General features: G+C 65.4%; 23 protein-coding genes. 16 read left to right on the plus strand and 7 right to left on the minus strand.

All coding sequences use genetic code 11. The annotated features are described in order from the left end of the window. Window positions 1-325 precede the first annotated feature (325 nt). The 10 genes from Q1W26_RS01610 to Q1W26_RS01655 all read left to right on the plus strand — a co-directional run bounded on the left by Q1W26_RS01610 (window position 326) and on the right by Q1W26_RS01655 (window position 11,287). Window positions 326-2,770 carry a tetratricopeptide repeat protein gene (locus Q1W26_RS01610; protein WP_300434983.1) on the plus strand — a complete coding sequence of 815 codons (2,445 nt, stop codon included), beginning with the start codon at window positions 326-328 and terminating at the stop codon, window positions 2,768-2,770. Continuing rightward, window positions 2,767-3,705 carry an SDR family oxidoreductase gene (locus tag Q1W26_RS01615; RefSeq protein WP_300434986.1) on the plus strand — a complete coding sequence of 313 codons (939 nt, stop codon included), beginning with the start codon at window positions 2,767-2,769 and terminating at the stop codon, window positions 3,703-3,705. The genes Q1W26_RS01610 and Q1W26_RS01615 overlap by 4 nt, the downstream gene beginning before the upstream one ends. Continuing rightward, on the plus strand, window positions 3,702-4,922 hold the full coding sequence (locus Q1W26_RS01620; RefSeq protein WP_300434989.1) for a class I SAM-dependent methyltransferase: 1,221 nt from the start codon (window positions 3,702-3,704) through the stop codon (window positions 4,920-4,922). Before Q1W26_RS01615 ends, Q1W26_RS01620 begins: the two co-directional genes overlap by 4 nt. Window positions 4,923-5,215: 293 nt before the next feature. Then, window positions 5,216-6,979, plus strand: a complete 1,764-nt coding sequence (locus tag Q1W26_RS01625) for a flagellin (RefSeq protein ID WP_300434991.1) — start codon at window positions 5,216-5,218, stop codon at window positions 6,977-6,979. A gap of 80 nt (window positions 6,980-7,059) precedes the next feature. Beyond that, complete coding sequence (locus tag Q1W26_RS01630; protein ID WP_300434994.1) at window positions 7,060-7,434, plus strand: flagellar protein FlaG; 375 nt, start codon at window positions 7,060-7,062, stop codon at window positions 7,432-7,434. 187 nt (window positions 7,435-7,621) lie between these two features. Further along, window positions 7,622-9,043, plus strand: a complete 1,422-nt coding sequence (gene fliD / locus Q1W26_RS01635) for a flagellar filament capping protein FliD (protein WP_300434997.1) — start codon at window positions 7,622-7,624, stop codon at window positions 9,041-9,043. A 19-nt stretch (window positions 9,044-9,062) separates the two neighbouring features. Next, complete coding sequence (gene fliS / locus Q1W26_RS01640; protein ID WP_300434999.1) at window positions 9,063-9,461, plus strand: flagellar export chaperone FliS; 399 nt, start codon at window positions 9,063-9,065, stop codon at window positions 9,459-9,461. Window positions 9,462-9,497: 36 nt separating this feature from the next. Then, window positions 9,498-9,854, plus strand: a complete 357-nt coding sequence (locus Q1W26_RS01645) for a flagellar protein FliT (protein ID WP_300435002.1) — start codon at window positions 9,498-9,500, stop codon at window positions 9,852-9,854. A gap of 33 nt (window positions 9,855-9,887) precedes the next feature. Next, a complete protein-coding gene (locus Q1W26_RS01650; RefSeq protein ID WP_300435005.1) occupies window positions 9,888-10,970 on the plus strand; it encodes a flagellar hook-length control protein FliK in 1,083 nt (360 codons plus the stop codon). After that, window positions 10,967-11,287: an EscU/YscU/HrcU family type III secretion system export apparatus switch protein gene (locus tag Q1W26_RS01655; protein ID WP_300435008.1), complete on the plus strand. Its 321-nt coding sequence runs from the start codon at window positions 10,967-10,969 to the stop codon at window positions 11,285-11,287. Before Q1W26_RS01650 ends, Q1W26_RS01655 begins: the two co-directional genes overlap by 4 nt. A 34-nt stretch (window positions 11,288-11,321) precedes the next feature. Here the strand turns inward: Q1W26_RS01655 and Q1W26_RS01660 are convergent, their stop codons facing one another. The 5 genes from Q1W26_RS01660 to Q1W26_RS01680 form a co-directional block, all read right to left on the minus strand. Further along, a complete protein-coding gene (locus tag Q1W26_RS01660) occupies window positions 11,322-11,594 on the minus strand; it encodes an oxidative damage protection protein (protein WP_300435011.1) in 273 nt (90 codons plus the stop codon). Window positions 11,595-11,744: 150 nt separating this feature from the next. Continuing rightward, a complete protein-coding gene (locus Q1W26_RS01665; RefSeq protein WP_300435014.1) occupies window positions 11,745-13,388 on the minus strand; it encodes a GGDEF domain-containing protein in 1,644 nt (547 codons plus the stop codon). 10 nt (window positions 13,389-13,398) lie between these two features. After that, window positions 13,399-14,751: an amino-acid N-acetyltransferase gene (argA, locus tag Q1W26_RS01670; RefSeq protein WP_300435017.1), complete on the minus strand. Its 1,353-nt coding sequence runs from the start codon at window positions 14,749-14,751 to the stop codon at window positions 13,399-13,401. A 52-nt stretch (window positions 14,752-14,803) separates the two neighbouring features. Further along, window positions 14,804-16,291 (minus strand): polyphosphate:AMP phosphotransferase, encoded by a 1,488-nt coding sequence (gene pap / locus Q1W26_RS01675; protein WP_300435019.1) that lies wholly within the window; start codon window positions 16,289-16,291, stop codon window positions 14,804-14,806. Continuing rightward, window positions 16,284-17,024: a 16S rRNA (uracil(1498)-N(3))-methyltransferase gene (locus tag Q1W26_RS01680; protein WP_300435022.1), complete on the minus strand. Its 741-nt coding sequence runs from the start codon at window positions 17,022-17,024 to the stop codon at window positions 16,284-16,286. Before Q1W26_RS01680 ends, pap begins: the two co-directional genes overlap by 8 nt. Before the next feature lie 47 nt (window positions 17,025-17,071). Between Q1W26_RS01680 and Q1W26_RS01685 the strand changes: the two genes are divergently transcribed. From Q1W26_RS01685 to Q1W26_RS01695, 3 genes are all read left to right on the plus strand, one after another. Next, window positions 17,072-17,632, plus strand: a complete 561-nt coding sequence (locus Q1W26_RS01685; protein WP_300435024.1) for a thioredoxin family protein — start codon at window positions 17,072-17,074, stop codon at window positions 17,630-17,632. Beyond that, complete coding sequence (locus tag Q1W26_RS01690) at window positions 17,629-18,435, plus strand: inositol monophosphatase (RefSeq protein WP_300435026.1); 807 nt, start codon at window positions 17,629-17,631, stop codon at window positions 18,433-18,435. Before Q1W26_RS01685 ends, Q1W26_RS01690 begins: the two co-directional genes overlap by 4 nt. A 154-nt stretch (window positions 18,436-18,589) precedes the next feature. Continuing rightward, window positions 18,590-19,465, plus strand: coding sequence for a phosphoribulokinase (locus Q1W26_RS01695; RefSeq protein ID WP_300435029.1), 876 nt, complete (start codon window positions 18,590-18,592; stop codon window positions 19,463-19,465). Window positions 19,466-19,468: 3 nt separating this feature from the next. Here the strand turns inward: Q1W26_RS01695 and Q1W26_RS01700 are convergent, their stop codons facing one another. Continuing rightward, window positions 19,469-21,199 (minus strand): hypothetical protein, encoded by a 1,731-nt coding sequence (locus Q1W26_RS01700; RefSeq protein ID WP_300435032.1) that lies wholly within the window; start codon window positions 21,197-21,199, stop codon window positions 19,469-19,471. A gap of 4 nt (window positions 21,200-21,203) precedes the next feature. Then, a complete protein-coding gene (locus Q1W26_RS01705) occupies window positions 21,204-22,529 on the minus strand; it encodes a hypothetical protein (RefSeq protein WP_300435034.1) in 1,326 nt (441 codons plus the stop codon). Between the two features lie 253 nt (window positions 22,530-22,782). Between Q1W26_RS01705 and tkt the strand changes: the two genes are divergently transcribed. The 3 genes from tkt to pgk all read left to right on the plus strand — a co-directional run. Next, on the plus strand, window positions 22,783-24,813 hold the full coding sequence (gene tkt, locus Q1W26_RS01710) for a transketolase (RefSeq protein ID WP_300435036.1): 2,031 nt from the start codon (window positions 22,783-22,785) through the stop codon (window positions 24,811-24,813). A gap of 90 nt (window positions 24,814-24,903) precedes the next feature. After that, window positions 24,904-25,932 (plus strand): type I glyceraldehyde-3-phosphate dehydrogenase, encoded by a 1,029-nt coding sequence (gene gap, locus Q1W26_RS01715; RefSeq protein ID WP_300435038.1) that lies wholly within the window; start codon window positions 24,904-24,906, stop codon window positions 25,930-25,932. A 67-nt stretch (window positions 25,933-25,999) separates the two neighbouring features. Further along, a partial coding sequence (pgk, locus tag Q1W26_RS01720) for a phosphoglycerate kinase (RefSeq protein WP_300435040.1) occupies window positions 26,000-26,328 on the plus strand: 329 nt, incomplete at its 3' end.

Below are 26,328 nucleotides of genomic sequence, written 5' to 3' on the forward strand. Positions count from 1 at the left end.
CTTCCATTTTCCTGGCGCCCACGCTCTCCTTCTCGCAAAAGCCTGCCTCGCGATTCCGCCCGGTGGGCTTTTTTTACGCCCCTCGCTTTCGTGCTGCAGCGACCAACGCCTCGCCAAGCACCGGTCGTCGCTGACGCGTCGCGGAACCTGCCGCTTCCAATCAGGAAGTAAGCGCGAGAACAGGAGGCGACCGAGCGAGCGATGGCTCGACCGCAGGGACCACGGACCGATCTGGGCCCCTTTTAGCATCCTGTTCACGTCTTTGCGCACGCCACCCGACTGCTAATCTAAGCAAGCCTCATCAACCAAGACTGCCCACTGCCCCATGCCGCCCGCCCCGACCGTCGCCGCCGAGCAGACCATTGCCGACACACTGACCCTCGCCCGGGCCTGTCTTGACGCAGGGCGCAGTGCGGACGCCCTGGCCCTCTTCGATGCCATCCTGCAATTTGACCCGGCTCATGCCGACGCCCTCCACGGGCTCGGCATGGCTCACCTCTACGCCGGGGCGCCGGGCAGCGCGCTGCCCTTTCTGACTCGCGCCTGCGAAGCGGTTTCCACCCGCGGTGAAACCTGGCTGGCCATCGCCGAGTGCCTGCTGGCTCTCAACCGTGCCGAAGAAGCCCAGCATGTGCTCGCAACCGCCATTGCCGCCGGACTGGACGACCCACGCGCGACGGCCCTTCTCGACGAGGCCCGCAGCAATCAGCGCCAAGACAATACGCCGGACGCCGCCCTCGTCGCGACGTTGACCGAACTGGCCCGCCTGAGCGTCCGCAAGGCAGTTGTACGACGCAAGGCCTTCCCCATCGCCAGTCCGCGGCTCGCCCCGCTGCTGGCCACCTACGACTGGCAGGGACTGGCCGCCGCGGCACTGGAATGCGTCACCCGCAATCCACTCCAGGGCAAGGACTGGAACCTCCTGGGCATCGCCCACGTACAGCTCGGCAATAACGGTGCCGGGCGCGTCGCACTCAAGCGCGCCAGCGAACTGCTGCCCGACGACGCGGAAGTGTGGGACCACCTGGGCATCGCCGAACGGGTAGCTCACAACTACGACGCCTCGCGCAAGTGTTTCGAGCGCAGCCTGAAACTCGCACCCCGACGCCCGCTCACCTGGGTCAACCTTTCCAACCTGCAAAAAGACCTCAACGATCTGCGCGGCGCTCAGGACAGCCTCCAACGCGCTCTCAACCTCGACCCTGACTGCCTGGAAGCCATCGGCAACCTCGGTCACGTGATGCGCGAACTGGGTGATCTGGCGGAATCCGCTGCGCTGTGCCGGCGCTTCCTCGCCGGTCACCCCGACATGGCCGAAGCCCATTGCAACCTTGGCAATACCCTCGTCGACCTGGACGAAGACGACGAAGCCGCCCACTGCTACACCCGGGCGCTGGAGATACAGCCCAACCTCGCGCAGGCGCTAGGCGGCCTGGGGCGGCTCTACCTCAAGCTCGGCCGAATCGACGAATCGCTGGCCTTCTTCGACGCAGCGCTGAACCTGCGCAGCGACTTGCCCCAAATACACAGCATGCGCCTGATGGCCCTGAGCCATCTCGGTCACCAGTCGCCGGAGTATTACCTCGCGGCGGCGCGCAGCTTCGGCCGCTGCGCCGCCGCGCTGGCCAAGGCCCCTCACACCGCCTGGCCCCCACCCCACCCGGATGGCGTGCTGAAGATCGGATTCGTATCGGGCGACCTGCGACATCACCCGGTCGGACACTTCCTCGAAGCCGTCCTTCCCCATCTGGCCGGCGAGGGCCTGCAGCTCCACGCCTATCACACCATCGATGAGCTCGATGCGCTGAGCGCCCGGATTCGCCCTCACTTTGCCGGATGGACCTCGATCCGCAGCCTCGACGACGCAACCGCCGCACAGCGCATCCACGCCGACGGCATCGACATCCTCATCGACCTGTCCGGTCATACCGCCCTCAACCGCCTGCCGCTTTTCGCCTGGCGCCCCGCGGCCATCCAGCTCAGCTGGCTCGGCTATTTCGCGAGCACAGGCATGGCCGAGATCGACTACGTCCTCGCCGACCCGTGGGTGGTGCCCCCCGGCGACGAGCCCCATTTCGCCGAGCGCATCTGGCGGCTGCCCGAAAGCTATCTGTGCTTCACGCCACCGGCCGAAGCCGGCGAGGTGTGCCCCCTCCCCGCGCTGGCCGACGGCCGGCTCACCTTCGGCAGCTTCAACAACCTCATCAAGCTCACCGACGAAGTCGTTACAGTCTGGGCCCGCATTCTGCAGGCCCAGCCCGACTCCCGGCTTTTCCTCAAGACCGGCCTGCTCGACAAGGCAGACCAGCAGCAGACGACCCGCGAACGCTTCGCCCGGCTGGGCATTACGCCCGACCGGCTGATCCTCGAAGGCAAGTCTCCGCGCGCCCAGCTGCTCGCCAGCTACCACCGGGTGGACATCGCCCTCGATCCCTTCCCCTACCCTGGCGGCACCACCAGCGCCGAGGCTCTGTGGATGGGCGTGCCCGTCATCACCCGGCAGGGCGACCGTTTCCTGTCCCGCGTCGGCGAGACGGTCGCCCACAACGCCGGCATGGCCGACTGGATCGCCCGCGACGACGACGACTACGTCCGCCTGGCGACACACTTCAGCCAAAACCTCCCCACACTGGCGGCCCTCCGCGCCGGTATGCGCGCACGCCTGCGCGCCACCCCGTTGTTCGACGCTCCCCGCTTCGCCCAACACTTCGCCGCCGCCCTTCACGACATCGCCAAGCTGGGCCCCACCCCGGAGGAACACCCTGCATGATTCCCACCACCCTGATCACCGGCGGCGCCGGCTTCATCGGCTCCCACCTGAGCGAACGGCTGGTTGCGGCAGGGGAAGAAGTCCTGTGCCTCGACAATTTCTACACCGGCACCAAGGACAACATCCGGCACCTCCTCAACTGCCCCAACTTCGAGCTCATCCGGCACGACATCTGGCTGCCCGTCTACATCGAGGTCAACCGCATCTTCAACCTGGCCTGCCCGGCGAGCCCGGTGCATTATCAGAACGACCCGGTCTCCACCACCAAAACCTCCGTCCTGGGCGCGATCAACATGCTTGGGCTGGCAAAGCGGCGCCGGGGGCGGATTCTCCAGGCGTCCACATCCGAGGTGTATGGCGACCCGCAACGTCACCCTCAGCGCGAGGACTACTGGGGCCACGTCAACCCGATAGGCAAACGCGCCTGCTACGACGAAGGCAAGCGTTGTGCCGAAACGCTGTTCTTCGACTACCACCGCCAGTTCGGGGTGGACATCCGGGTCGTGCGCATCTTCAACACCTATGGCCCGCGGATGCACCCGCGCGACGGCAGGGTAGTCAGCAATTTCATCGTCCAGGCTCTTCGCGGGGAACCCATCATGCTCTATGGCGACGGCACCCAGACCCGCTCGTTCTGCTATGTGGATGATCTGGTGGACGGACTGATCGCGATGATGAACCAGGGCGAACTGATCGGCCCGGTCAATCTCGGCAACCCCGCCGAATTCAGCGTCCGTGAGCTGGCCGAGATGGTGCTGCGACTCACCGGCTCCAAGAGCCAACTGGTTTTCGGCCCGCTTCCCCCCGACGATCCCGTGCGCCGCCAGCCGGACATCTCGCAGGCCCAGGAGAAACTGGCGTGGACGCCGAAGGTGTCCCTGGAAGACGGCTTAAAGGAAACCATCAACTATTTCAGGAAGCTGCTGAATCCATGAACTCCGCGACCGCTCCCCGCCCCCTCGTGCACACCTGCCCCGTCTGTGCCGGCACCCTGGCACTGCCCTTCTTCGACGGCGGAGAACACCCCCTGGCCACCCTCGGCTGGCCCACCAGCGCGGACGAGGCCGTTCATATGCCGCGCCTGCCGCTCCGGTTCGTCCAGTGCCCGGCCTGCACCCACGTCTGGAATGCCGCGTTCTCCTATGACGCCGTTCCCTACAAAAGCAACCCCAACCGCATGTTCAACAGCGGGCAGATCTGGCGCGGCCACCTGGCAGATACCCGCGACAGACTCCTAGCACGCATCCCCGACTCGCCTACCGTGGTGGAGATCGGCTGTGGCGAGGGGCATTTTCTCCGCGGAGTGTCCGAAACCCTTGGTGGTCGGGGCCGCTTCATCGGCTTCGACCCCAACGCCAGCCCGGAAACCGGCCACGGCGTGGAGTTTTTCGCCAGTCTTTTCGACCCGCTTGCCCACATGCCGGTCTACCGCCCCGACGCGGTGGTCATCAGGCATGTACTGGAACACCTCACCGAGCCGGCGCAACTCATCGAGCAACTGGCCTGGGCTGCGACCCAGACCGGAAAAACGTGCCACCTTTTCGCCGAAGTCCCCTGCATAGACCGCGTCTTCGCCACCGACCGGCTCGCCGACTTCTTCTATGAACACGTGTCGCACTTCACCACCGAATCGTTCCGTGCGCTGCTTGGCCGTGGCGGAGAGCAGATCGAACTGGCCCATGGCTACGATGGGGAAGTGGTGTTCGCCTGCCTCGAACTGGGCTTGCCGGCAGCCCGCCGGGAACGGGCGGCGAACGCCACGGCCTTTGCGGCACGCAGCGCACAGAATCGTGCCCAAATCGCTGCACGCCTCGACGCCCTGGCCCGCAGCGGGCTGCGCATCGCCATCTGGGGCGGCACCGGAAAGTCGGCCGCCTTCATGCATCACTATGGCGCTGACGCCCGGCGCTTTCCGCTGGTTGTCGACTCCGACCCATCCAAGGCCGGAAGCTTCGTACCCGGCACAGGTCAGGAGATCCAGTTCCGTGACGTCCTCAAAAAAAACGTCATCGATGTGGTGATCATTCCGACCCAATGGCGCGCCCGTGACATCCTGGCCGAAATGCAGCGCGAACACATCGCGGCCAGGCAAATACTCATCGAACACGGGGGCGACCTCGTGGACTTCGCGCTTGGACAGCACCCTTACTGAGCCCGACCTCCCACCGACGACAACTGCAGTGCCACAACACCCCTTCAGGCGCCCGCCCCGTACTCGCCATCCAGCCCTAAAGCTTTGATTTTTCGCGCCGCTATCTTAAGCCAAGCGGTAATCCGGCCCGATTCTTGTAGGCCACAAACCTACAAAGAAATAAACATTTTTTCTAAAGTCCCCACAGGCAGTTCCGTTAATGATTTCAACGGCGGTTGCCTTACACACACAGGGCAAGGCGAACCAAAGTTAAGCCTAAACGCTTATCTTGAACGGAATTAAGGAGACTCAAAATGGCTGCAGTTATCAACACCAATACCGCGTCGCTCAATGCCCAACGCAACCTCGGCACGTCGCAATCGTCCCTGACGACTTCGCTGCAACGCCTGTCGTCCGGCCTGCGTATCAACAGCGCCAAGGACGACGCTGCCGGCCTTGCCATCAGCGACCGCATGACCTCCCAGATCAAGGGCCTCAACCAGGCCGCCCGCAATGCCAACGACGGCATTTCCCTGGCGCAAACGGCTGAAGGCGCTCTGCAGAGCGTTGGTGACTCCCTGCAGCGCATGCGCGAACTGGCCGTCCAGGCTTCCAACGCCACCAACAGCGCTTCCGACCGCGCCTCGCTGCAAAAGGAAGTCGATCAGCTCGTATCGCAGATCAACACCGTATCCAGCCAGACCTCGTTCAACGGCGTCAAGCTTCTCGACGGCACCTTCAGCTCGCAAACCTTCCAGGTGGGCGCCAACAAGGGCGAGACGATCAACATCTCCTCCATCGCCAGCGCCAAGGCCGACTCCCTCGGCGTCGGCACCACGTCGTCCTACTCGACCTCGGTGACCGGCAGCGTAACCAGCGGCGCCATCAGCGCAGCGGGCATCACCGTCAATGGCTACGGCGTCGGCCCGACCAAATCCGACGGTGTTTCCGTCGGCGGCGGCGACGACAGCGCGATCGCCAAAGCCGCCGCGTTCAACTCAGTGTCCGGCCAGACCGGCGTCACCGCCAAGGCCTCGGCAACCACAGTGAGCGGCGCAGCCCCGAGCGCTACCGTAGCCATCGCCGGTAACAACACCGACTACATTTATGTGAATAACGTCAAGCTGGGCGCGATCGCGGCGGGCGGCAACGTAACCAGCCAAGGCTCCAACGTCGCGGCCGCTTTCAACGCCGTATCCAACCAGACCGGCGTCACAGCGTCCTTCGACTCCACCACTGGTGCTGTGTCGCTGAGCGCCGCCGACGGCCGCAACATCAGCCTGATCGGCGCAGGCACCGGTGCCGCTGTCGCCAACACCGGCCTGACGGTCACCGACGCCGCAACCGGCTTCGCCACTGCGGCCGTCGCTGGCGCAGCTGGCGCCTTGAAGGCCGGTGATCTCACGATCAACGGTGTCGATATCGGCGCAGTCACCGCCGGCACGAATGCCACGACGCAGGGCGCCAACGTCGCCGCGGCAATCAACGCAGTGTCGTCCAAGACCGGTGTCACCGCGAGCAACGCCGCCGGCGTCCTCACCCTGACCGGTGCCCAGGGGCAGGACATCGCCATCGGCGGCAACAACACAAACAAGACTGCAACCCAAACCGCGACCGGCCTGACGTTCCAGAACCTCGCCACGACAACCCGAGGCGGCGTCAGCCTGAGCTCGACGAGCGCCAACGGCATCACCGTGGGTGGCTCTGACTTTGCCCTGGCAGGTCTGACGGCGGTCAATACCGCAGCAACGGCCACCTTCGGCGCTGGCGTGTCTTCGATCGACCTCTCCACCGCCTCCGGTGCCCAGAACGCCTTGGCGACCATCGACTCCGCACTGGCCACGATCAACTCCAGTCGGGCCGACTTGGGTGCGATCCAGAACCGTTTCACCAGCGTCGTATCAAACCTGAACACCAGTTCGGAAAACCTGTCAGCCGCCCGCAGCCGCATTCAGGACACCGACTTCGCGGCAGAAACGGCCAACATGACTCGCGGCCAGATTCTGCAGCAAGCCGGCACCGCGATGCTGGCCCAGGCCAACCAGCTGCCGCAGTCCGTACTCAGCCTGTTGAAGTAAGGGTACAGCCCGCAAGGGCGTGAGCCAGCGGCGCCAGACACCTTTACGGTCTGGCGCCGTTTGCACGAGAGGAGATCATCATGGAAATCAACACAGTCTCAAGCAACGCGGCTGCGCTCGCCCAGCAACTGGCAACAACCCAGGGCAGTGCGCCACGCGCGGCGAACACCACGCCGGTGGCGGCCGCCGGCAACACGCCGGGCGTAACCACCGCTCCCCAGGCCCAGCCCACTCTTGATCAGGTGCAGCAAGCGCTGGAGCAGGTGCAGCAGGTTGTCCGACCCCTGGCCCAGAGCCTGCAGTTTTCAATCGACAAGGACACCCACGGCACCGTCGTGAAGATCGTGGACACCGACACCAACAAGGTCATCCGCCAGATCCCGTCCGAAGAGATGCTGCAGATGGCCAAGGCCCTCGACAAATTCACCGGCCTGTTGACGAAGCAGCAGGCCTGAAGCTCACCGGCGAGTGGAACGCAACCGGATAGCCCTCATCCGCACCCGGCCGTGGCGCAACCGGGTACGGCGCTAGGCACGTTATATGCTTTTATTCATGAAAATTCCGCCGTGGGGCTTAAGTTTAGGTGCCAGGCTCCGTAAGCATTTTCATGTTTGGTTGTTCTGTGGTTGAAAGAGGTTCGTCATGGCGAGCATTGCATCCTTAGGTACCGGTTCCGGTCTTGATCTGGAAGGCATCGTCACCAAGTTCATGTCGGTCGAAAAGCTGCCGCTGACCGCCCTCAACAAGCGTGAAGCGAGCTACCAGGCGAGGATTTCGTCACTGGGTTCACTGAAAGGCGCCCTGGCCTCGCTGCAAACCGCCGCCTCCGCGCTAACCCCGGCAATCGGCCAAACGGCCACGGCAAAATTTTCCACTTACCAGGCAAGTATTGCCGACAGCACAATCGCATCAGTCAGCGCCAGCAGTTCAGCCGTTGCCGGCAGCTACACCCTCGAAGTCACCGCGCTAGCCACCACCCAGACCCAGTCTCTCAAGAACATCTACGGCGCCAGCGAGCAGGTTATCGACCCCAGCGGCGGAAGCACGCTCACGCTCACCAAGGGCAGCGGGGCCTCGGCAACGTCGGTGGACATTACCCTCGACAGCACCAAGACCACGCTCGCAGACCTGCGCGACGCGATCAACAATGCCGCCGCCGGTGTTTCCGCCGTCATCGTCACCGACACCGACAGCAAGCAGCACCTTCAGCTCACCGCCACCGACACCGGAATCGCCAATGCGGTGACGCTTTCCGGGGTCAAGTTTGCAGCCCCGGCCGATCCCGCGGGCGGCTCCGCGCTCGACGCCTCTGCGGCCTTCGACATCAAGGACGCGACAGACGCTGCCGCCAAAGTAAATGGCATTTCCGTCAGCGGATCGGGCAACACGCTGAGCGGTGCAGTAGATGGCTTGACGATCAATCTGCTGAAAACCAATGCTGGCAGCCCGACCACGATCACCCTGACCCGTGATACCAACACCCTCAAAAGCAGCCTGAACGCTCTGGTGAAGGCCTATAACGACCTCAACAGCACGATGTCCTCGCTGGGTAGCTACGACGCCACCACCAAGGCTGCCGGCGCCCTCAATGGCGATGCGACCCTGCGCAGCGCCCAGTCACAGGTTCGCGCGGTGTTTGGCAGCGTGCCAAGTCCGCTGAGCGGATCGGCCTACCAGCGGCTCAGCGACATCGGCATATCGGTGGGCAAAACCGGCGCGCTGTCGATCGACAGCGCCAAGCTGCAAAAAGCCCTCGACACCAACTTTACGGCGGTTGCCAATGCGGTCGGCGCCTATGGCTCCAGCTTCAAGACAACAACCGACAACCTGCTATCGACCAGCGGCACGATTGCCTCGCGCAGCGACGGCCTCAGTCGATCGGTCACGGACATCGGCAAGCAACGCGAAGCCCTGAACCTGCGCCTCACCAGTATCGAAAAACAATATCGCGCCCAATTCACGGCACTCGACTCGGCCTTGGCCAGCATGCAATCCACCAGCGGCTATCTGACCCAGCAGCTGGCCGGCATCGCCAACTTCACCAACTTCAACAGCAACAACTAACCCCCCGCCGGAGAGAAACATGTCTTTTGGCTTTGCTCCACGCGCCGCCTCTGCCTACGCCAAAGTGAGCCTGGAGACCGGCGTGTCCGACGCCGACCCGCACAGGCTGATCCTGATGCTGTTCGACGGTGCGCTGTTCAGTATCGCCACCGCGTCGGCCGCCATTGAGCGTAACGATATTCCTGGTAAAGGTCAGGCGATCTCCAAGGCCATCGAAATCATCAACGACGGCTTGAAGATCAGCCTCGATTACGAAGCGGGCGGAGAACTCGCCGAAAGGCTGGGTGCGCTGTACGACTACATGACAAGCCGATTGCTTTACGCCAACATACACAGCAGCCGCCCAACCCTCGACGAGGTCGGCGGGCTGCTTCGCGAAATCAAGGGTGCCTGGGAATCCATCGGCTCCGAAGTCTGAACAACGCATATTCAAGCGCTCTGCCGGAGACATTTCATGAGTTCCCTCGCCCTCCTGGAACAGATGAGCAACTACTCCACCGAAATGGTGGATGCCGCCCGCGCCAACGACTGGGATCGCCTGACCCACCTCGAGAAACAGGTCGCCTCCCTGCGCGACCGCATGGGCACGGAAGAAGCCCTGGGTTTCCAGGGGCGCGCCACAAAGCGCATGTCCGACGACGAACGGGCCAAGAAAGTCGCCCTGATCCGGCGCATCCTCAACGACGACAAGGAAGTCCGTGTCCATACCGAACCGTGGATGGACAGCGTCCGACAGATGCTGTCCGGCGGCGCACGCGAACGCAAGCTGCGCAGCGCCTACGACGACAGCGACACCAGCTCCCGCACCTGACCCGCACAGCGGGCGGGCTGACCAGGCCGCGTCATGATTCCCGGCGACCTCGCCTCCCGCCTGCGGATGCTCACCGAAGCAAGCTTTTTCTCCGGTGAGCCCAACGTCGCACCCCTCGCCCGTGTAAAGGGCATCTCAGGGCAGCTCCCCGATTTCTCGGTGGGCCAGCGCATTGTCGCCAGCCTGCAAACCGCCCGCCCGGACAAGACCTTCCTGGCACAGGTGGAAGGCCGCGAAGTCACCCTCGCACTCCCCCAGTCCGTCAAGGCCGGCGACACGCTCGAACTGGTCGTCAGCCACGTCACGCCGAAGGCCGTTTTTGCGACCCTCGCGCCACCTGCGAATGAAGCCGCCAGCCAGCCAGCCCTGAGCCAGGCCGGCAAGCTGATCAGTTTTCTGCTCACCGGCCAGCCGGCGCCCGAAACGCCGCGCCTCAACGGCGGTGCGGCGCTGCTCCCTGCTGCACCGCAAGGCGCCGGCGCGGCGTCAACCCTGGCCGCGAACCTCGCCGGCGCCGTGCAGCAAAGCGGCCTGTTCTATGAATCCCACCAGGCCCGCTGGCTCGCCGGACAGATCGACACCGCCACCCTGCAGCTGGAACCCCAGGGCAAGCCCGCAAGCTCCGTCGCCGCCCGTGCCGCCGTAACGGAAACCACACCCTACCTTGCGCCCGGCAGCACCGAAACCGCACAAAGCCCGTCCGGCGCCCCCACTCGCCCCCAGGCCGAGCAGGCAGCACCGATGCCCGAGCGCCTGCTGCCCCTGGTCCATCAGCAACTCGACGCCATCGCCACCCAGCACATCGTCTGGCAGGGGCAGGTGTGGCCCGGGCAAAACATGGAATGGGAGATCGATGAGCCGGATCAAGAGCGGCGAAATGACGACGGCGAGCCCGACCCCCGCTGGAGCACAACCCTGCGCCTGACCCTGCCCAGCCTCGGCGGGGTCGAGGCGCAACTTCACCTCACCCCGGCCGGCGTGGCAGTGCGGCTGATCGCCGACAGCGAAGCCACACGCGACGCCCTCGATGCCGCCCAGGGCCGCCTGGCCGACGCCCTCGATGCGGCCAATGTTCCACTGACCGGCCTCGTCGCCGAACGCCGGAGCGCACCATGAACCGCCCCGAGCACCCCGCCGGCGAGCAGCGCGCCGAAGCCGTCGCACTGGCCTACAACGCCGGCCAGTCGGCACCAACCGTCGTCGCCAAGGGGCGCGGCCTGATCGCCACCGAAATCATCTCCCGCGCCAAGGAGGCCGGCGTCTACGTCCACGAATCGCCCGAGCTGGTCGCACTCCTGATGCAGGTCGACCTGGACGCACGCATTCCACCGGAACTCTACGTGGTCGTCGCCGAACTCCTGGCCTGGCTCTACAGCATCGAAGCCGGCAGCCAAAAGGAAACGGCCCCGAAATCCGGGGCCGTTTCCAGGTGAATGCTGCGGGGGCGAAACACTTCGCCCCTGCCGATCAGTTGCTCGGCGGAACGTAGCCGTTGACCTGATCCGCGCCACCACCAAAGAAGTAGCGCTCCATCTGCTCCGCCAGGTACTTGCGGGCGCGGATGTCCATCAGGTTGAGACGGTTTTCGTTGATCAGCATGGTCTGGTGCTTGACCCACTGCTGCCAGCCTTCCTTGGAAACATTTTCGAAGACCCTCTTGCCAAGCTCGCCGGGAATCGGCGGCAGATCGAGACCTTCGGCCTCGCGACCGAGCTTCACACAATTAACCATCCGTGCCATGTATCACCTCATGAGTTGGGGTTGCCGGGGCAATCGGACAGCCGCCGGCAAGGTGGCAAGATTATAGGGGCTATTGCCCATCATTTCAGGGGTCGCGCGCGAACTCCGGCCTGCTGAACACCCCGCGACAAGGCCGCCCGGGCGCTCGGCTCAATCAATCGGCGCGCACACCACATCCCGCGCGAACTCCCAGCAATTGCCGCCCAGCGCCTTGGCCCGGTACATTCCGCGGTCGGCCGCACCGATCAGGCACTCGCCGTCCTCCCCGTGGCGGGTGCTCAGGGCGATGCCGATGCTCGCCGTGACCGTCGCCTTCCCCTGCCCGCGGCCGAAGGAAAAGTCCAAGCCTGCAATACAGGCGCACACCCGCCGGGCCAGCTCGGCCAGCCCCTGGGGTTCAGCCGCCGGCACGAGGATCGCGAACTCGTCGCCCCCCATGCGAAAGAACATTTCGTTTCGCCGCACCACCGAAGCCACCGCACCGGCCAGGCCAATCAGAACTTCATCGCCGGCCTGGTGACCATGGCTGTCGTTGACCGGCTTGAAACCATCCAGATCGATGGCGAGCAGGCCCACACCCTCTCGGTGGCGCCGCCCGTCGGCCAGCATGCGTTCGAGTTCCTCATGGAAGCGGCGGCGGTTGAACAGGTTGGTGAGCGGATCGCGTTCGGCCAGGTGCAGCAGCTGATTGGCCACCCGGCGCTGCTCGGTAATGTCCTCGAAGACCCAGATCCGGCCTATCGCCCGGGTTCCGTCCGGCCCGGGCACGATGCGCGAAAAATCGGTGACGACCCGCCCGTCACTGAAATGGATTTCAAAGGGCTCGCTCGGCTCCCGGCATAGCAAGACCCGGGAAACATGCTGCTGATAACCCGCGCCGTCCTCGATCAGCGCAAGGGCATGCTTCTGGAGGGCCACGTCGCGCACACCGACAAAACGCTCGCCATCCGGCAGGCCCCAGATTTCACAGAAAGTCCGGTTGCAATAGACCACGCGGCGGTCGGTATCCATGAACAGGATGCCCATCCGCACCACGTCAAGCAGCGCCGACAGACGCGAGCGCTCCTCGTTGCTGCGCCGCAGGTAATGCTCGGAGAGCGCCTGGGCACGGCGCAGGGCGGCGACGGATTCGAGCAGCTTGAACTCGGCCTCCTTGCGCGCCTGGATGTCGCTCATCGTCGCCCGCAACCCGAGCAGGGCGCCGTCGTCGCTGCGGACAGGCTGCCAGTAGCAGGCCATCCACTGCACGCTGCCGCGCCCATTGACCAGCCGCAATTCGAATTCGGCGGCCACCCCGCTCGAAAGCGCCTGGCGAATCTGGTCGCGACAATAGGCGCGATCGCGCTCGTAGACGACGAGATCGACGAAATCGCCTGCCAGCACCACGTCGACGGGCTGCCCGGTGTAGCGCTCGATCGCCTGATTGACCCAGTACAGCCGCCCTTCCAGGTCAACCCAGCCTTCCAGGCTATGGCCCGCCTCGGCCGCCACCCGGAAATGCCAGTCTCGCGCCCTTTCGGAAGGCATCCGCCCCCCGACCCGCGCCCCTGCTTTTCCGGCGATGCCCAGGCGGACCTGCAGGGCCGTCAGGCGCTGGCGAAGCCGGAGCACGTAGCTGCCACCGGCCAGCCCGATGATTGCCAGGGCGCTGGCACCCAGCGTCACAACGGGCGTGTCGAGGCTTTCAGGCCAGGCGGCCAGCGCCGGCCCGGCCGACAGCAAAAGCGCAGGCAGCGCCAAGGCACACCACGGCGCGCGCGGCGGAAAGACGTGTCCAACGAATCGGGCGATCAAACGGTCACTTTCACAGGGCTTTCATGAATACCTTGGAACGCCGGCTGACGTCGTACATCTCCCGCTTCTGGCGCGGCAGATCTTCGGGCGGCGCCTGACGGAAGCCACGCTCGCGAAACCAGTCGGACGTACGCGTGGTGAGCACAAACAGACGCTCGACGCCGATCGCCCGGGCGCGCTCTTCCATGCGCCGCAAAAGCATTTCACCCAGACCGGCCCGGCGGTGCTCCGGCACCACGGCCACGCAGGCCATCTCGGCGGCGCGTTCGTCGATGAACGGGTAAAGCGCCGCGCAGCCCACCAGCACGCCGTCGTACTCGACGACGGTGAAGCGCTCGACCTCCTCCTCGAGGCGCTCGCGACTGCGCCTTACCAGCGTGCCATCGGCCTCCATCGGCGCGATCACGCTCGACAAGGCCCCCACATCCTCGACGGTCGCCTCGCGGAGGCGGAACAGCGGATCACGGGTGATCACCGTACCGACGCCCTGCGGCGTAAAGAATTCAAGCAGCAGGCCGCCGTCCTTGTCCCGGTCGATCAGGTGGGTGCGGCCAACGCCCTTGCGCACCGCGCGGATCGCGCAGGGCAGGTAAAGGTCGAGGTCTTCGGTCATGCCTTCGCCAGCCTTGAGCATGGCCTCGGCGTCGTCGGCGGTGATCGCCTCGATCAGCCCGCCTTTGGTGTCGAGCAGGCCAGGCGCGTCGCACAGGTAGATGAGCTTCTCGGCCTTCAGCCCGATCGCCACCGCCTCGGCCACCGCCTCCATGCTCATGTTGAAGATCTCGCCCGCCGGAGAAACTCCCAGCGGCGACATCAGCACCACGTTCTGCTGGTCGAGATCGGCCGCGATTTCCTCGGCAATCACCTTGCGCACCGCGCCGGTGAAGCCATAGTCGACGCCTTCATCCACCCCCACCGGCTTGGCGGTAATGAAGTTGCCACCGGTCACGCGCATGAAACTGCCCGCCATCGGCGTGTTCGGCAGCCCCTGGGAGAGCTGGGCTTCGATCTCGATGCGGGTCACCGCCATCGCCGCCTTGACGCATTCGAGGGCGTCCGCATCGGTCACGCGCAGGCCCTTGTGAAAGCGCGGCACGAGGCCCCGCCGGGCCATTTCGGCATCGATCTGGGGCCGCGCGCCATGCACCAGCACCAGGCGCACGCCGAGCGCGGCCAGCAGGTTGCAGTCGTAGGCCAGTTTCTGGCCCAGCTGGCCAATGGCAACCTCGCCGCCGAAACCGAGCACGAAAGTCTTGCCGCGAAAGGCGTGGATGTAGGGCGCGGCAGCCCGCACCCAGGCAACGAAACGCTGGGAAAGCTCGTTTGCCGACAGGGGCACGGGCGTGTTTTCAGATGAATTCAATGGAGTTTCCGCTATAACGAGGGGAAGTCATCAGGCCTGCGGCCTGTCCGCTTCATGTCTTCAGGGCAGATTCGAGCTTATCGGCCAGGATGCGCAGAATCTTTACCCGGGCATAATATTTATTGTCGGCCTCGACCAGCGTCCAGGACGCGTTTTCAGTGCTTGTCCGATCAATCATGTCGCATACCGCCGGCTCGTAGAGCGGCCATTTTTCGCGGTTGCGCCAGTCGTCGGGGGTGATCTTGTAGCGCTTGAAGGATTCCGCCTCCCGCGCCTTGAAGCGCAGCAGCTGCTCCTCGTCGCTGATCGACAGCCACAACTTCACGACAATCGCCCCGGCCGACACCAGCTGATCCTCGAAATCGTTGATCTCGGTGTAGGCGCGCATCCAGTCGGCCTCGGAACAAAAGCCCTCGACCCGCTCGACCAGCACCCGGCCGTACCACGAGCGATCAAAGATCGTCACCTTGCCGCGCCGCGGCAGGCGACGCCAGAAACGCCACAGGTAGGGCCTGGCCTGCTCCTCGTCGCTGGGCGCCGCAATCGGCACGACGCGATACTTGCGCGTATCGAGGGCTTCGGTGATGCGGCGGATCGCCCCGCCCTTGCCGGCCGCGTCCATGCCCTCGAAAACAATCACCAGGCTGCGCCTGGCAAAGGCATCGCTGCGCAGCGCCAGCGCCAGCCGGCCCTGGAGCTTTTCAAGCTGCTTGTCGTATTCCTTCTTGTCCATCGGCTGGTTGAGCACCAGCGCGTTGAGCAGGTTGCGCTCGTCCGGCGCCACCACCAGCGGCGCCGCGGTCTGGCGCGGCCGAAAACCCTTGCGCACAAACTCAAGGCGCCGCTTCAGGCGCTCCAGTAGCGTGCGCCCTACATGCACGGCACGGTATTGGGGGTCGGTGCCGTCGACGATCACCCACGGCGCGATGCCGGTACTGGTGCGGCGCAGCACATGCTCGGCCACCTCCCGGTAGCGGTCGTATTCCTCGTAGAACAACCAGTCGGCCTCGCCCACCCGCCAGCGGGTGTCCGGGTTGGCTTCGAGGGCCTTGAGACGTTTTTTCTGGGCCGGACGCGACAAATGGAACCAGAACTTCACCAGCATCACGCCCTCGGCACTCAGCATCGCCTCGAAGCGGTTGAGTTCGGACAGGCGCTGGTCGAGATGCGCCTTCTTGATGCGCCCGAAGGCGCGGTCGCCGATGGGGTCGGAATACCAGTTGCCAAAGAGAATGCCGATCTTGCCCCGGGGCGGCAGCACGCGCCAAAAACGCCACAGGAAGGGCTGCTCCCGCTCCTCGTCGGCGGGTTGGTCGAAGGCATGCACCTCGATGTGGCGCGGGTCCATCCACTCGTTGAGCAGATTCACCGTTTCGCCCCGGCCTGCGCCGTCGATCCCGTTGATGAGGATCACCACCGAGAAATCCTTGTTTTCCAGCAGATCGAACTGCGCTTCGAGCAGCTCGGTGCGCAGCGTGGGCTCGATCGCTGCGTAGTCTTCCTTCGACAAGCGATGGCCCAGCTCCGCCGATTCAAACATCTGCCTCTCCCGGAAAATCACCCCACACGGTTTGCATCGCCGCCAGTGCCGCGAGGCCGGCGGTTTCGGTGCGCAGCACCCGCGGCCCGAGGGCCAGCGGCTCACAGCCGGCGCGGGCCGCCAGATCGAGCTCGGCCGGCGACCAGCCACCTTCGGGCCCGATCAGGATGGCCAGCGGCCGGGTTGGCCGGGCCTTGCGGGCCAGCGCCCCGTCGGCACCCGGCGCAAGGATCAGGCGCGTGCCATCAAACGGCCGGGCCAGGTATTTGGCCAAGGGCAGGATCTCGCCCACCACCGGCACCCGATTGCGGCCAGACTGCTCGCAAGCCGCCACGGCAACCTGCTGCCAGTGGGCAACGCGCTTGTCGGCCCGTTCGCCCGCAAGCTTGAGCACCGACCGCTCGGCCGCCACCGGCTGCACCTCGGCAACGCCGAGTTCGACCGCCTTTTGCACGACCCAGTCCATCTTGTCGCCACTGGCCAGCGCCTGTACCAGCGTGATCTGCAGCGGCGATTCGCGCTCGATGGCCAGCCGCGGACCCAGCCGGGCGAGAGGCTGCTTGCCAAACGCCAGGATGCTTGCTGCACACTCGCCGCCCTGACCGTCGAAGAGCGTCACCGGGTCGCCCACGGCCAGGCGCAGCACGCGTTCGGCATGGTGGGCGACGGCGGCAGGCAGGGGCATGTCGGATGCGGGAAGGAGGCCGTCAGGGCAGAAGAAGCGCGGATTCATCGTGCTATTATCCGCGTGCCTCAACGGGATTGAAACAAACGAAGATCATGGTCAGTCTCACCACGCCCCTGTGCGACTTTGGCTGGTCCGCGCCGGACTTCGTGCTTCCCGGCGTCGACGGCAACACGCACTCGCTCGCCAGCTGCCGCGGCCCGAAAGGCTTGCTGGTAATGTTCATCTGCAATCATTGCCCTTATGTTAAGGCCGTGCTGCCCCGCATTTTGCGCGACTGCCGCGAACTTGCCGGGCTGGGCATCGGCAGCGTGGCGATCATGTCCAATGATCCGGCCGGCTACCCCGAAGACTCCTGGGACAACATGCGGCACATCGCCGCCGAAATGAATTTTCCCTTCCCTTATCTTCTCGACGAAAGCCAGTCCGTCGCCAGGGCATACGGCGCAGTATGCACCCCCGACTTCTTCGGCTTCGACGCCGGGCTCGGTCTCCAGTACCGCGGCCGCCTCGACGCATCGGGCAAGCAGCCCGCCCCCGACAACGCCCGCCGCGAGCTTTTCGAAGCCATGCGGCTCGTTGCCCAGACCGGCCACGGCCCCCGTGAGCAAACGGCCGGTATCGGCTGCTCGATCAAATGGCAGACCACCCCATGACTAGTGCCCAACGCCTCGACCAGGCCCGTGAATTGGTCGCCATCGTCCGCGAGATGGCCCGCACCACCATCCTGCCCCGCTATCTGCGCGCCGTGCGCGAGCACAAGGCCGACGGCAGCGTGCTCACCGAAGCCGACCTCGCCGCCCAGGCCGCGCTGGTCGAAAGCCTGCCCACCCTGATCCACGCCCCGGTGCTTGGCGAAGAAATGAGCGCCGAGGAACAGGGCCGCGTGTGGCATGCCGGCGTGCATGGACTGTGGGTCATCGACCCCATCGACGGCACCACCAATTTCGCCAACGGCATCCCGTTCTTCGGCGTCGCCGTGGCCTACCTGGTCGGCCACAAAACCCAGATCGGCGTGGTGTACAACCCGGTTACCGACGAAGCCTTCTACGCCGCCCGCGGTGCCGGCGCCTGGCTCAACGATGTGTCCCTGCCCCTGCGCAGCCCCGCCGGCCATCTCCGCGAAGCGGTCGCCGGCGTGGATTTCAAGCGCATCAGCCACCACCTGGGCGACGAACTGGCGGTGCGCCCGCCTTACTATTCCCAGCGCAACTTCGGCTCCAGCGCCCTCGAATGGTGCTACGTCGCAGCCGGCCGGCTCGATGTTTACATCCACGGCGGCCAGATGCTGTGGGACTACGCAGCCGGCCGCCTGATCCTCGAAGAGGCCGGCGGCAGCTACAGCAGCATCGGCGGCACACCCCTCACGGCCGGCCCGGCCATCAAGCGCTCGGTCATCGCCGCCGCCAGCCCGGCCCTGTTCGAGCAATGGCGCACCTGGCTGCACGCCCACTCCTGACGACGCCTGCAAAAGGACCGGCCCGCAAAGGGGCAGACCACCAAGAGATCGCATCGACAGCTGACCCATCCATCCAGACCCGCTGCGGAGCGCTTTTGGAACAGCTCATATCCGCGTGAGCTGTTCCAAAACCACTCATTCGCGGGAGCAGTTCATGTCAATGAAGCACCCCATCATCGTGGTGACCGGTTCATCCGGCGCGGGCACCACCACGGTGAAGCACACCTTTGAAGGTATTTTCTGGCGCGAAAAGGTCAACGCCGCGATCATCGAGGGCGACAGTTTTCACCGCTACACCCGCGATGAAATACGCGAGCGGATCGTCAAGGCAGAAAGCCAGGGCCAGCGCGGCATCAGCCACTTCGGCCCCGAAGCCAACCTGCTCGAAGAACTCGAGCAGCTCTTCCGCACCTACGGCGAATCCGGTGGCGGCAAGCGCCGTTACTACCTGCACCATGCCGAAGAAGCGTCGCGCCGCGGCCTCAAGGTGGGCAGCTTCACCCCCTGGGAAGAAATCCCCCCCGATACCGACTGCCTGTTCTACGAAGGCCTGCACGGCGCCGTCACCACCGACAAGGTCAACACCGGCCGCCACGCCGACCTGCTGATCGGGGTCGTGCCGATCACCAACCTGGAGTGGATCCAGAAAATCCACCGGGACACGAAAACCCGCGGCTATTCGCTCGAGGCGGTGCAGGAAACCATCCTGCGGCGCATGCACGATTACGTGCATTACATCGTGCCCCAGTTCACCCACACCCACATCAACTTCCAGCGGGTGCCGATGGTGGACACCTCAAACCCCTTCATCGCCCGGGACATCCCGACGGCCGACGAATCGATGGTGATCATCCGTTTCCGCGACCCGCGCGGCGTGGATTTCCCCTACCTGCTGCGCATGATCCACGACAGCTTCATGTCCCGCGCCAACACCATCGTGGTGCCTGGCGGCAAGCTCGACCTGGCCATGCAGCTGATCCTCACGCCGCTGATCTGGAAACTGATGGAACGCCGCCGGCAGTGGGTGTGAGCGTCACCGCGACGCGGCCGTGATGTTCTTTCCCGTGTCGGTCTGCTGGTCGTCCCGAAACTCGCCTTCCCAACCTTCGCCACTCGCCCACACCAGGCGGCCCTGGCCGTGTTTTCTGCCCATGTTCCAGGCGCCGTCGTAGCGGTTGCCGCTCTTCCAGGCATAGCTGCCACGGCCATGGAATACTCCACGGACGAAGTCGCCGGTATAGCGGTCGCCGGACGGAAAAACCTGGGTGCCCCGGCCGTTCGGCTCGCCATCCAGCACTGCGCCTTCGTAGCGGTTGCCGCCGGCAAAGCGGATCACTCCGTAGCCCACCGCCTGGTCATTGACCCAGTCGCCCTCGTACCACTGCCCGCCAACCCAGTTGAAGCGCCCCTTGCCGTGCTTGCGGCCGTCCACCAGCGAACCGGCATAGCTCTCGCCATTGGTCCATTCCACGCTACCGCTGCCGCTCACCAGGCCGGACTTGCGATCCAGCACGAAGGCGCCGCGATAGGTGGTGTCGCCGGCCACCAGCACCACATCGCCGGCCGGGGGCTGCGCGGCCGGCGCTTCAGCCGTTGCGCGCGGCGCCGGGACAGGCGCGCTTACAGCGGGCACAGGCTCCCGACGGGCCACCGGGGTATCGGCGGCGGAAGCCGCGAGCAGCCCGGCAGCGGCGGCCGGAGCCACCGCAACCAAGGCCGGAGGCGGCGCCTTGCGGCTGCCATACAAGGCCATCGCCTGGGGCGGCAGCGGCGTACCGCGTTCGCGGGCAATCGCATCGGCGTTGGTCCGGGCCAGGCTCTGGGGAGTGCCGCGGCACTGCACCACCGCATCCCGCCAGGCCACTTCGGCCTTCGCCGACAACACATCCTTCTCGGTGGCCGAAACCGCCGCGCCCGTCGTCTTCAAACGCTGGGTCTGCTCGGTGGCCTGATCCCACAAGGGGCCGCAGTGCTCGGCATTGTGGGCGTCGGTCTGGGTCTGCTCGACCTTGCGCAGAGCCTGGTCATGGCGGGTGCCCGAACACTTTTCGGCGGCGCCTTCCCAGGCCATCACGGCCTTGCCATAGAGCATCGAGGCGTCGTCCCAGCGCTTTTCCTTCCACGCGCCCCTGGCGTAATCCACAAGGGAACCGGCACTCTTCCAGGCCGCATCGCAGGCCGGGCCGGAACTGAGCAGCTCGGCGTTGGCGGCACGCGCGCGCATCGTGGCGGCAAGGCTTTTCTCAGCCTTCTCGCGCTGCGGCGACTGGCACAACTCGACCGCCTCGCGCCACGCGCCCTCGGCGTCCGCCAGCAGGCGCTCGATCTGCGCCGGATCGCTCTTCTCGCCGCGGGCCGCCGTGGCGCGAAGATCGAGGTCGAGGGCCTTGTCGAGGCGCGGCAGGCACTCGCTTTGGTGGGTTGCGGCCCCTTCGGCAGATTTAAGCGCCGCCGCCGCCCGGTCGCCCTGGCGATTGGCCTGGGCCGCCACCGCAGGGCAGCTTGCCGCAACGCTCAGAAAAGCGCTGCTGGCATCCCGCAAGGCGGGCACGGCCTCCTTGAAGCGCTTGGCCGCCGCAGCCTGCTGGCCGTGCTCGAAGCGCATTTCCGCTTCCTGCATCAAAAGCGGGCAATCCGGCGCCGACGCACCGGAGTCGTCGGGCATGCCGCCGGATGACGCCTGCTGGGCGTGGGCCTGGCCGGAAAGGGCCAGCAGGGTGAAGACCAGAGCGCGGGTCAGCCCGCGCACAGATGAAGTTTTCATGCGCTCAATCTGCCCCGGATTCAAGGGGCATCCTCAACATTGCATCGATCAAACCGCTCTGGCCAAGGCCGGCCGGCACATGTATTTCTTCACTGTCGGAATGCGCAAGCATTTCTCCGGCCACGCCCCCCATGTCGTCACCGGCACTGGGCAGATCGGTCAGTCGCAGCGTAAAGGCCTCGAGCGACGCACCCTTGAGCACCGCCGCCAGCATGTCCTCGCGCTGGGTCTGGCGCGCCAGCATGCCCAGACGGGCCAGGCGATCCTCGTCGAAGACGAAGACGTTGCTGACCCGCCGCTGGTCGAGCAGTTTCTGGTGCAGGGTCGCCCCGGCCAGCGGGTCGCCGCCGAGCTTGCCGATGCGGTCATACACCCAGCGGTCGGCATCGTCGAAGGCCGTGGTAGCCACCCACGAAAGGCTCGACACCGCCATGCCGACCCGCGCCATGAAGGTGTCGCGCAGCACGTTGCCCGCCTGGCGGCCCACCGACTTGACGACTTCCTCGCCCACTTTCTGCGCGTAATCCTGGGCCGCCTGTTCGGCAATCTTGCGGGCCGCCTCCTGCAGCGCCTGCTTGGCCACCGCCTCGCTCGCCGACTTGGCCGCTGCCGCCGCCGCGGTCTGTGCCGCCTGGTTCACCGCCACCTTGGCCGCCTGGGCCGCGGCGTTGAGGCCGGTGGCCAGCGAGGCGATCTCGAACAGGGTCGACACCACCTCTTTACTGTAGTGATAGGTTTTCATGCGGGCGCCGCCTTCTTCGGACAGGCCCTGGGTCCACAGCACCATCCACAAGGCCTCGTCCGGCGTGATCTGCGGCCCGAAGATCTCAAGCGGGTGAACACTCATCAGCCAGTGGAAATCCTGGTAGCCCGGCGTGACCGGCGGCGCCAGGCGGGCATAGCCGCGGCACACCTGCAGCGGCTTGACGGTCACGGTGCGGCCGGCGGCCGTCTTCACCGGAAACGGCTCCCCGTCATCCCGCAACTCGGCCAGTTCGTGCAGCATCTTGTTGGCGTCGTTCTTCTTGTAGCCCTTGATGTCGACGATCTTGTCGCCGGGCGCCAGACCAATGTCGGGCGCCGCCGCCACCACGGTCAGGCGCTCGTCCACCTGCAGCGCACGCACCCACGCCACCCGGTCGTCCTCGTCCCACTCGTAGCTGGTCGCCACGCTGAAAGGCAGTTCCCACTGGTGGCTGCAGTCCGGATCCTTCAACCCCGCCGAGCGCACGATAGCCGGCCGCAGCGAGCGTTCGCCGTGCCCCAGCAGGCGCAGGTTGGTCAGCAGGGTTTCGTTCACCTTGCGACCGTCATCGACGGTGTACTTCATGCTGCTGCAGGCACCGAGGAGCAACGCGGCACAGACCAGGACAAAAGCGGCAGAACGGGAGATGGGCAACATCAGGGAGCGCGATGTAAGAAAATGTAAGGCCACGGCAGCGATGCGGATTATGCCGGAGTTTCCAGGCCCCCGCCGTGACGCCTCCGACACCCACAATCAAGCCACCAAGGCTACCCAAGCCCCCGGAAATCAAAGATAATTACGGTCTTTGCGCGCCGCTCCCCCGGCCGAAAGTTCTTCGATGTCCACTTCGCGTAACGTCAAGCCGCCCGTCTTCAACTCCCTGACCGGCGCGATCCGCGCGCTGGCCATGGACGCCGTCCAGAAAGCCAACTCGGGCCACCCCGGTGCCCCGATGGGCATGGCCGAAATCGCCGAAGTGCTGTGGCGCCATCACCTGCGCCACAACCCGGCCAACCCCAAATGGGCCGACCGCGACCGCTTCGTCCAGTCCAACGGCCACGGCTCGATGCTGATCTACAGCCTGCTGCACCTCACCGGCTACGATCTGTCCATCGACGACCTGAAGAACTTCCGCCAGTTGCACAGCCGCACCCCGGGCCACCCCGAAGTCGGCTACACCCCCGGCGTCGAAACCACCACCGGCCCGCTGGGCCAGGGCATCACCAACGCCGTGGGCATGGCGCTGGCCGAAAAAATCCTCGCCGACAGCTTCAATCGCCCCGGCCACGCCATCGTCGATCACCACACCTACGTGTTCCTGGGTGACGGCTGCCTGATGGAAGGCATCTCCCACGAAGCCTGTTCGCTGGCCGGCACCTGGGGCCTCGGCAAGCTGATCGCCTTCTACGACGACAACAACATCTCCATCGACGGCCATGTCGAAGGCTGGTTCACCGACGACACCCCGAAGCGCTTCGAAGCCTACGGCTGGCATGTGCTGCGCGATGTCCAAGGCCACGACCCGGTCGAAATCGAAGCCGCAATCCAGGCCGCCAAGGCCGAAACCGGTCGCCCGACCCTGATCTGCTGCAAGACCATCATCGGCGCCGGCGCCCCCAACAAGCAAGACAGCCACGACGTGCACGGCGCCCCGCTCGGTGCCGCCGAAATCGAGGCCGCCCGCGCCTACATCGGCTGGAACCACCCCGCCTTCGAAATCCCCGCCGACGTCTACGCCGCCTGGGACGCCAAGGCCAAGGGCGCCGAGCTGGAGGCCGGGTGGAACACCCGCTTCGCCGCCTACGCCGCAGAGTTCCCCGAACTCGCCGCCGAGTTCACCCGCCGCATGGCCGGCGAACTGCCCGCCGACTGGGCCGCCCACGTCGAATCCGTGCTCGCCAAGGTTGCCGAGAAAGGCGAAACCATCGCCACCCGCAAGGCCAGCCAGAACAGCATCGAAGCCTTCGCACCCAAGCTGCCCGAACTCCTCGGCGGCTCCGCCGACCTGGCCGGCTCCAACCTCACGCTGTGGTCTGGCGCCAAGGGCGTCAGCAAGACCACCGGCGGCAATTACGTCTACTACGGCGTGCGCGAATTCGGCATGGCCGCCATCGCCAATGGCGTGGCCCTGCACGGCGGCCTGATTCCCTACACCGCCACCTTCCTGATGTTCAGCGAGTACGCCCGCAATGCCCTGCGCATGGCGGCGCTCATGAAGCTGCGCCAGATCTTCGTGTTCACCCACGACTCCATCGGCCTCGGCGAAGACGGCCCGACCCACCAGCCGGTCGAGCAAACCGCCACCCTGCGCCTCATCCCCAACATGGACGTGTGGCGTCCCTGCGACACCACCGAATCCGCAGTCGCCTGGGCCTCGGCGATCGAGCGGGCCACCGGCCCCTCGTCCCTCGCCTTCTCGCGCCAGAACCTGCCCTTCCAGCCGCGCACCGCCGCGCAAACGGCCGACATCCGCCGTGGCGGCTACGTGCTGTCCGAAGCGGGAACTCCGTCACAGCCGGTTTCGCCGCAAGCCATTATCATAGCCACCGGCTCCGAAGTGGCCCTGGCCATGGCCGCCCGCAAGCAGCTCGCCGATGAAGGCATTGCCGTGCGCGTGGTGTCCATGCCCAGCACCAACGTCTTCGACCGCCAGGATGCCGCCTACCGCGCCTCCGTGCTGCCCAAAGGCCTCCCCCGCGTCGCCGTCGAAGCCGGTGTAACCGACGGCTGGCGCAAGTACGTGGGCCTCGAAGGCGAAGTGATCGGTCTAGACCGCTTCGGCGAATCGGCCCCGGCCGGCGAGCTGTTCGCGTATTTCGGCATCACCACCGAAGCGGTGGTTGCCGCAGTGAAAAAAGTCATTGCCTGACGCGGCTTCGTTCGCGTCACCGTCAGCGCGGCCCCCGGGCCGCGCACGCAGAATTTGTTTTTGTGTGATTAAGACTAGGGAGAAGAATCGATGAGCATCAAGGTCGCCATCAATGGTTTCGGTCGTATCGGCCGCTGCACGCTGCGTGCCATCTACGAGCAGGGTCTGCAAAACGAGTTTGAAGTGGTTGCCATCAACGCCTCCGGCGACCTGGCCACCAACGCTCACCTGCTCAAGTACGACACCACTCACGGCCGCTTCGGCACCCCGGTGGAAACCGAAGGTGAGAACATCATCATCATCGACGGCAAGAAGATCCCCTTCTACTCCACCAAGGATCCCAAGGGCGTGAACTGGGGCAGCCACGGCGTGGATGTCCTGCTGGAATGCACCGGCGCCTACACCACCAAGGCCAAGGCCCAGGCCCTGCTGGATCAGGGCGCCAAGCGCGTGCTGATCTCCGCGCCCGGCGGCGACGACGTGGACACCACCATCGTCATGGGTGTGAACGAAGGCGCACTGAAGGCCGACATGACCGTCGTCTCCAACGCCTCCTGCACCACCAACTGCTTGGCGCCGGTGGCCAAGATCCTGGCCGACAACGTCGGCATCAAGCAGGGCCTGATGACCACCATCCACGCCTACACCAACGACCAGGTCACCGTTGACGTCCGTCACAAGGATCTGCGCCGCGCCCGTGCTGCCGCCGCCAACATCATCCCGACCAAGACCGGCGCCGCCAAGGCCGTGGGCCTGGTGCTGCCGCAACTGGTCGGCAAGGTTGATGGTTTCGCGCTGCGCGTGCCCACCATCAACGTCTCGCTGGTCGACCTGACCTTCACCGCCGACCGCGCCACCACCAAGGAAGAAATCAACGCCTTGATGACGGCTGCCGCCAACGGCCCGCTGAAGGGCATCCTGGCCGTGAACAACGAGCCGCTGGTCTCCTCCGACTTCAACCACACCACCGTCTCCTCCACCTTCGATGCCACGCAAACCCGCGTCATCAAGGCCGAAGACGGCTCCGTGCTGGTCAAGGTGCTGGCCTGGTACGACAACGAGTGGGGCTACTCCTGCCGCATGCTCGACGCCGCCCGCGCCTTCGTCAACGCCAAGTAATCCAGCTGTTTCAACGCCCCGCCCCGTGCGGGGCGTTTTTCATTCCGACGCCACGAAGAACATCATCATGCAAGTCAAAAAGCTCACCGATCTCGACGTCTCCGGCAAGCGCGTCTTCATTCGCGCCGACCTCAACGTGCCCCAGGACGACGCCGGCAACATCACCGAAGACACCCGCATCCGCGCCTCGATTCCGTCGATCAAGTACGCCCTCGAAGGCGGCGCCGCGGTGATGGTCACCTCCCACCTGGGCCGCCCGACCGAAGGTTCCGTTACCGCCGACGACACCCTCGCGCCGGTGGCCGTGCGCCTCGGCCAGTTGCTGCACAAGCCGGTCCGCCTGATCCAGAACTGGGTCGACGGTGGTTTCAGCGTCGCCCCGGGCGAAGTCGTGCT

It is taken from the genome of Zoogloea sp., from assembly GCF_030157465.1.
Lineage (GTDB): Bacteria > Pseudomonadota > Gammaproteobacteria > Burkholderiales > Rhodocyclaceae > Zoogloea.

Bases quoted from the DNA above. Each gene is read 5' to 3' on its own strand.
- Q1W26_RS01650 (WP_300435005.1), top strand. From the start codon at position 9,888: ATGATTCCCGGCGACCTCGCCTCCCGCCTGCGGATGCTCACCGAAGCA.
- Q1W26_RS01625 (WP_300434991.1), top strand. From the start codon at position 5,216: ATGGCTGCAGTTATCAACACCAATACCGCGTCGCTCAATGCCCAACGC.
- Q1W26_RS01610 (WP_300434983.1), top strand. From the start codon at position 326: ATGCCGCCCGCCCCGACCGTCGCCGCCGAGCAGACCATTGCCGACACA.
- Q1W26_RS01630 (WP_300434994.1), top strand. From the start codon at position 7,060: ATGGAAATCAACACAGTCTCAAGCAACGCGGCTGCGCTCGCCCAGCAA.
- Q1W26_RS01620 (WP_300434989.1), top strand. From the start codon at position 3,702: ATGAACTCCGCGACCGCTCCCCGCCCCCTCGTGCACACCTGCCCCGTC.
- fliD (WP_300434997.1), top strand. From the start codon at position 7,622: ATGGCGAGCATTGCATCCTTAGGTACCGGTTCCGGTCTTGATCTGGAA.
- pap (WP_300435019.1), bottom strand. From the start codon at position 16,291: ATGTTTGAATCGGCGGAGCTGGGCCATCGCTTGTCGAAGGAAGACTAC.
- Q1W26_RS01705 (WP_300435034.1), bottom strand. From the start codon at position 22,529: ATGAAGTACACCGTCGATGACGGTCGCAAGGTGAACGAAACCCTGCTG.
- Q1W26_RS01645 (WP_300435002.1), top strand. From the start codon at position 9,498: ATGAGTTCCCTCGCCCTCCTGGAACAGATGAGCAACTACTCCACCGAA.
- fliS (WP_300434999.1), top strand. From the start codon at position 9,063: ATGTCTTTTGGCTTTGCTCCACGCGCCGCCTCTGCCTACGCCAAAGTG.
- Q1W26_RS01690 (WP_300435026.1), top strand. From the start codon at position 17,629: ATGACTAGTGCCCAACGCCTCGACCAGGCCCGTGAATTGGTCGCCATC.
- gap (WP_300435038.1), top strand. From the start codon at position 24,904: ATGAGCATCAAGGTCGCCATCAATGGTTTCGGTCGTATCGGCCGCTGC.
- Q1W26_RS01655 (WP_300435008.1), top strand. From the start codon at position 10,967: ATGAACCGCCCCGAGCACCCCGCCGGCGAGCAGCGCGCCGAAGCCGTC.
- Q1W26_RS01615 (WP_300434986.1), top strand. From the start codon at position 2,767: ATGATTCCCACCACCCTGATCACCGGCGGCGCCGGCTTCATCGGCTCC.
- Q1W26_RS01680 (WP_300435022.1), bottom strand. From the start codon at position 17,024: ATGAATCCGCGCTTCTTCTGCCCTGACGGCCTCCTTCCCGCATCCGAC.
- Q1W26_RS01660 (WP_300435011.1), bottom strand. From the start codon at position 11,594: ATGGCACGGATGGTTAATTGTGTGAAGCTCGGTCGCGAGGCCGAAGGT.
- Q1W26_RS01700 (WP_300435032.1), bottom strand. From the start codon at position 21,199: ATGAAAACTTCATCTGTGCGCGGGCTGACCCGCGCTCTGGTCTTCACC.
- tkt (WP_300435036.1), top strand. From the start codon at position 22,783: ATGTCCACTTCGCGTAACGTCAAGCCGCCCGTCTTCAACTCCCTGACC.
- Q1W26_RS01685 (WP_300435024.1), top strand. From the start codon at position 17,072: ATGGTCAGTCTCACCACGCCCCTGTGCGACTTTGGCTGGTCCGCGCCG.
- Q1W26_RS01695 (WP_300435029.1), top strand. From the start codon at position 18,590: ATGTCAATGAAGCACCCCATCATCGTGGTGACCGGTTCATCCGGCGCG.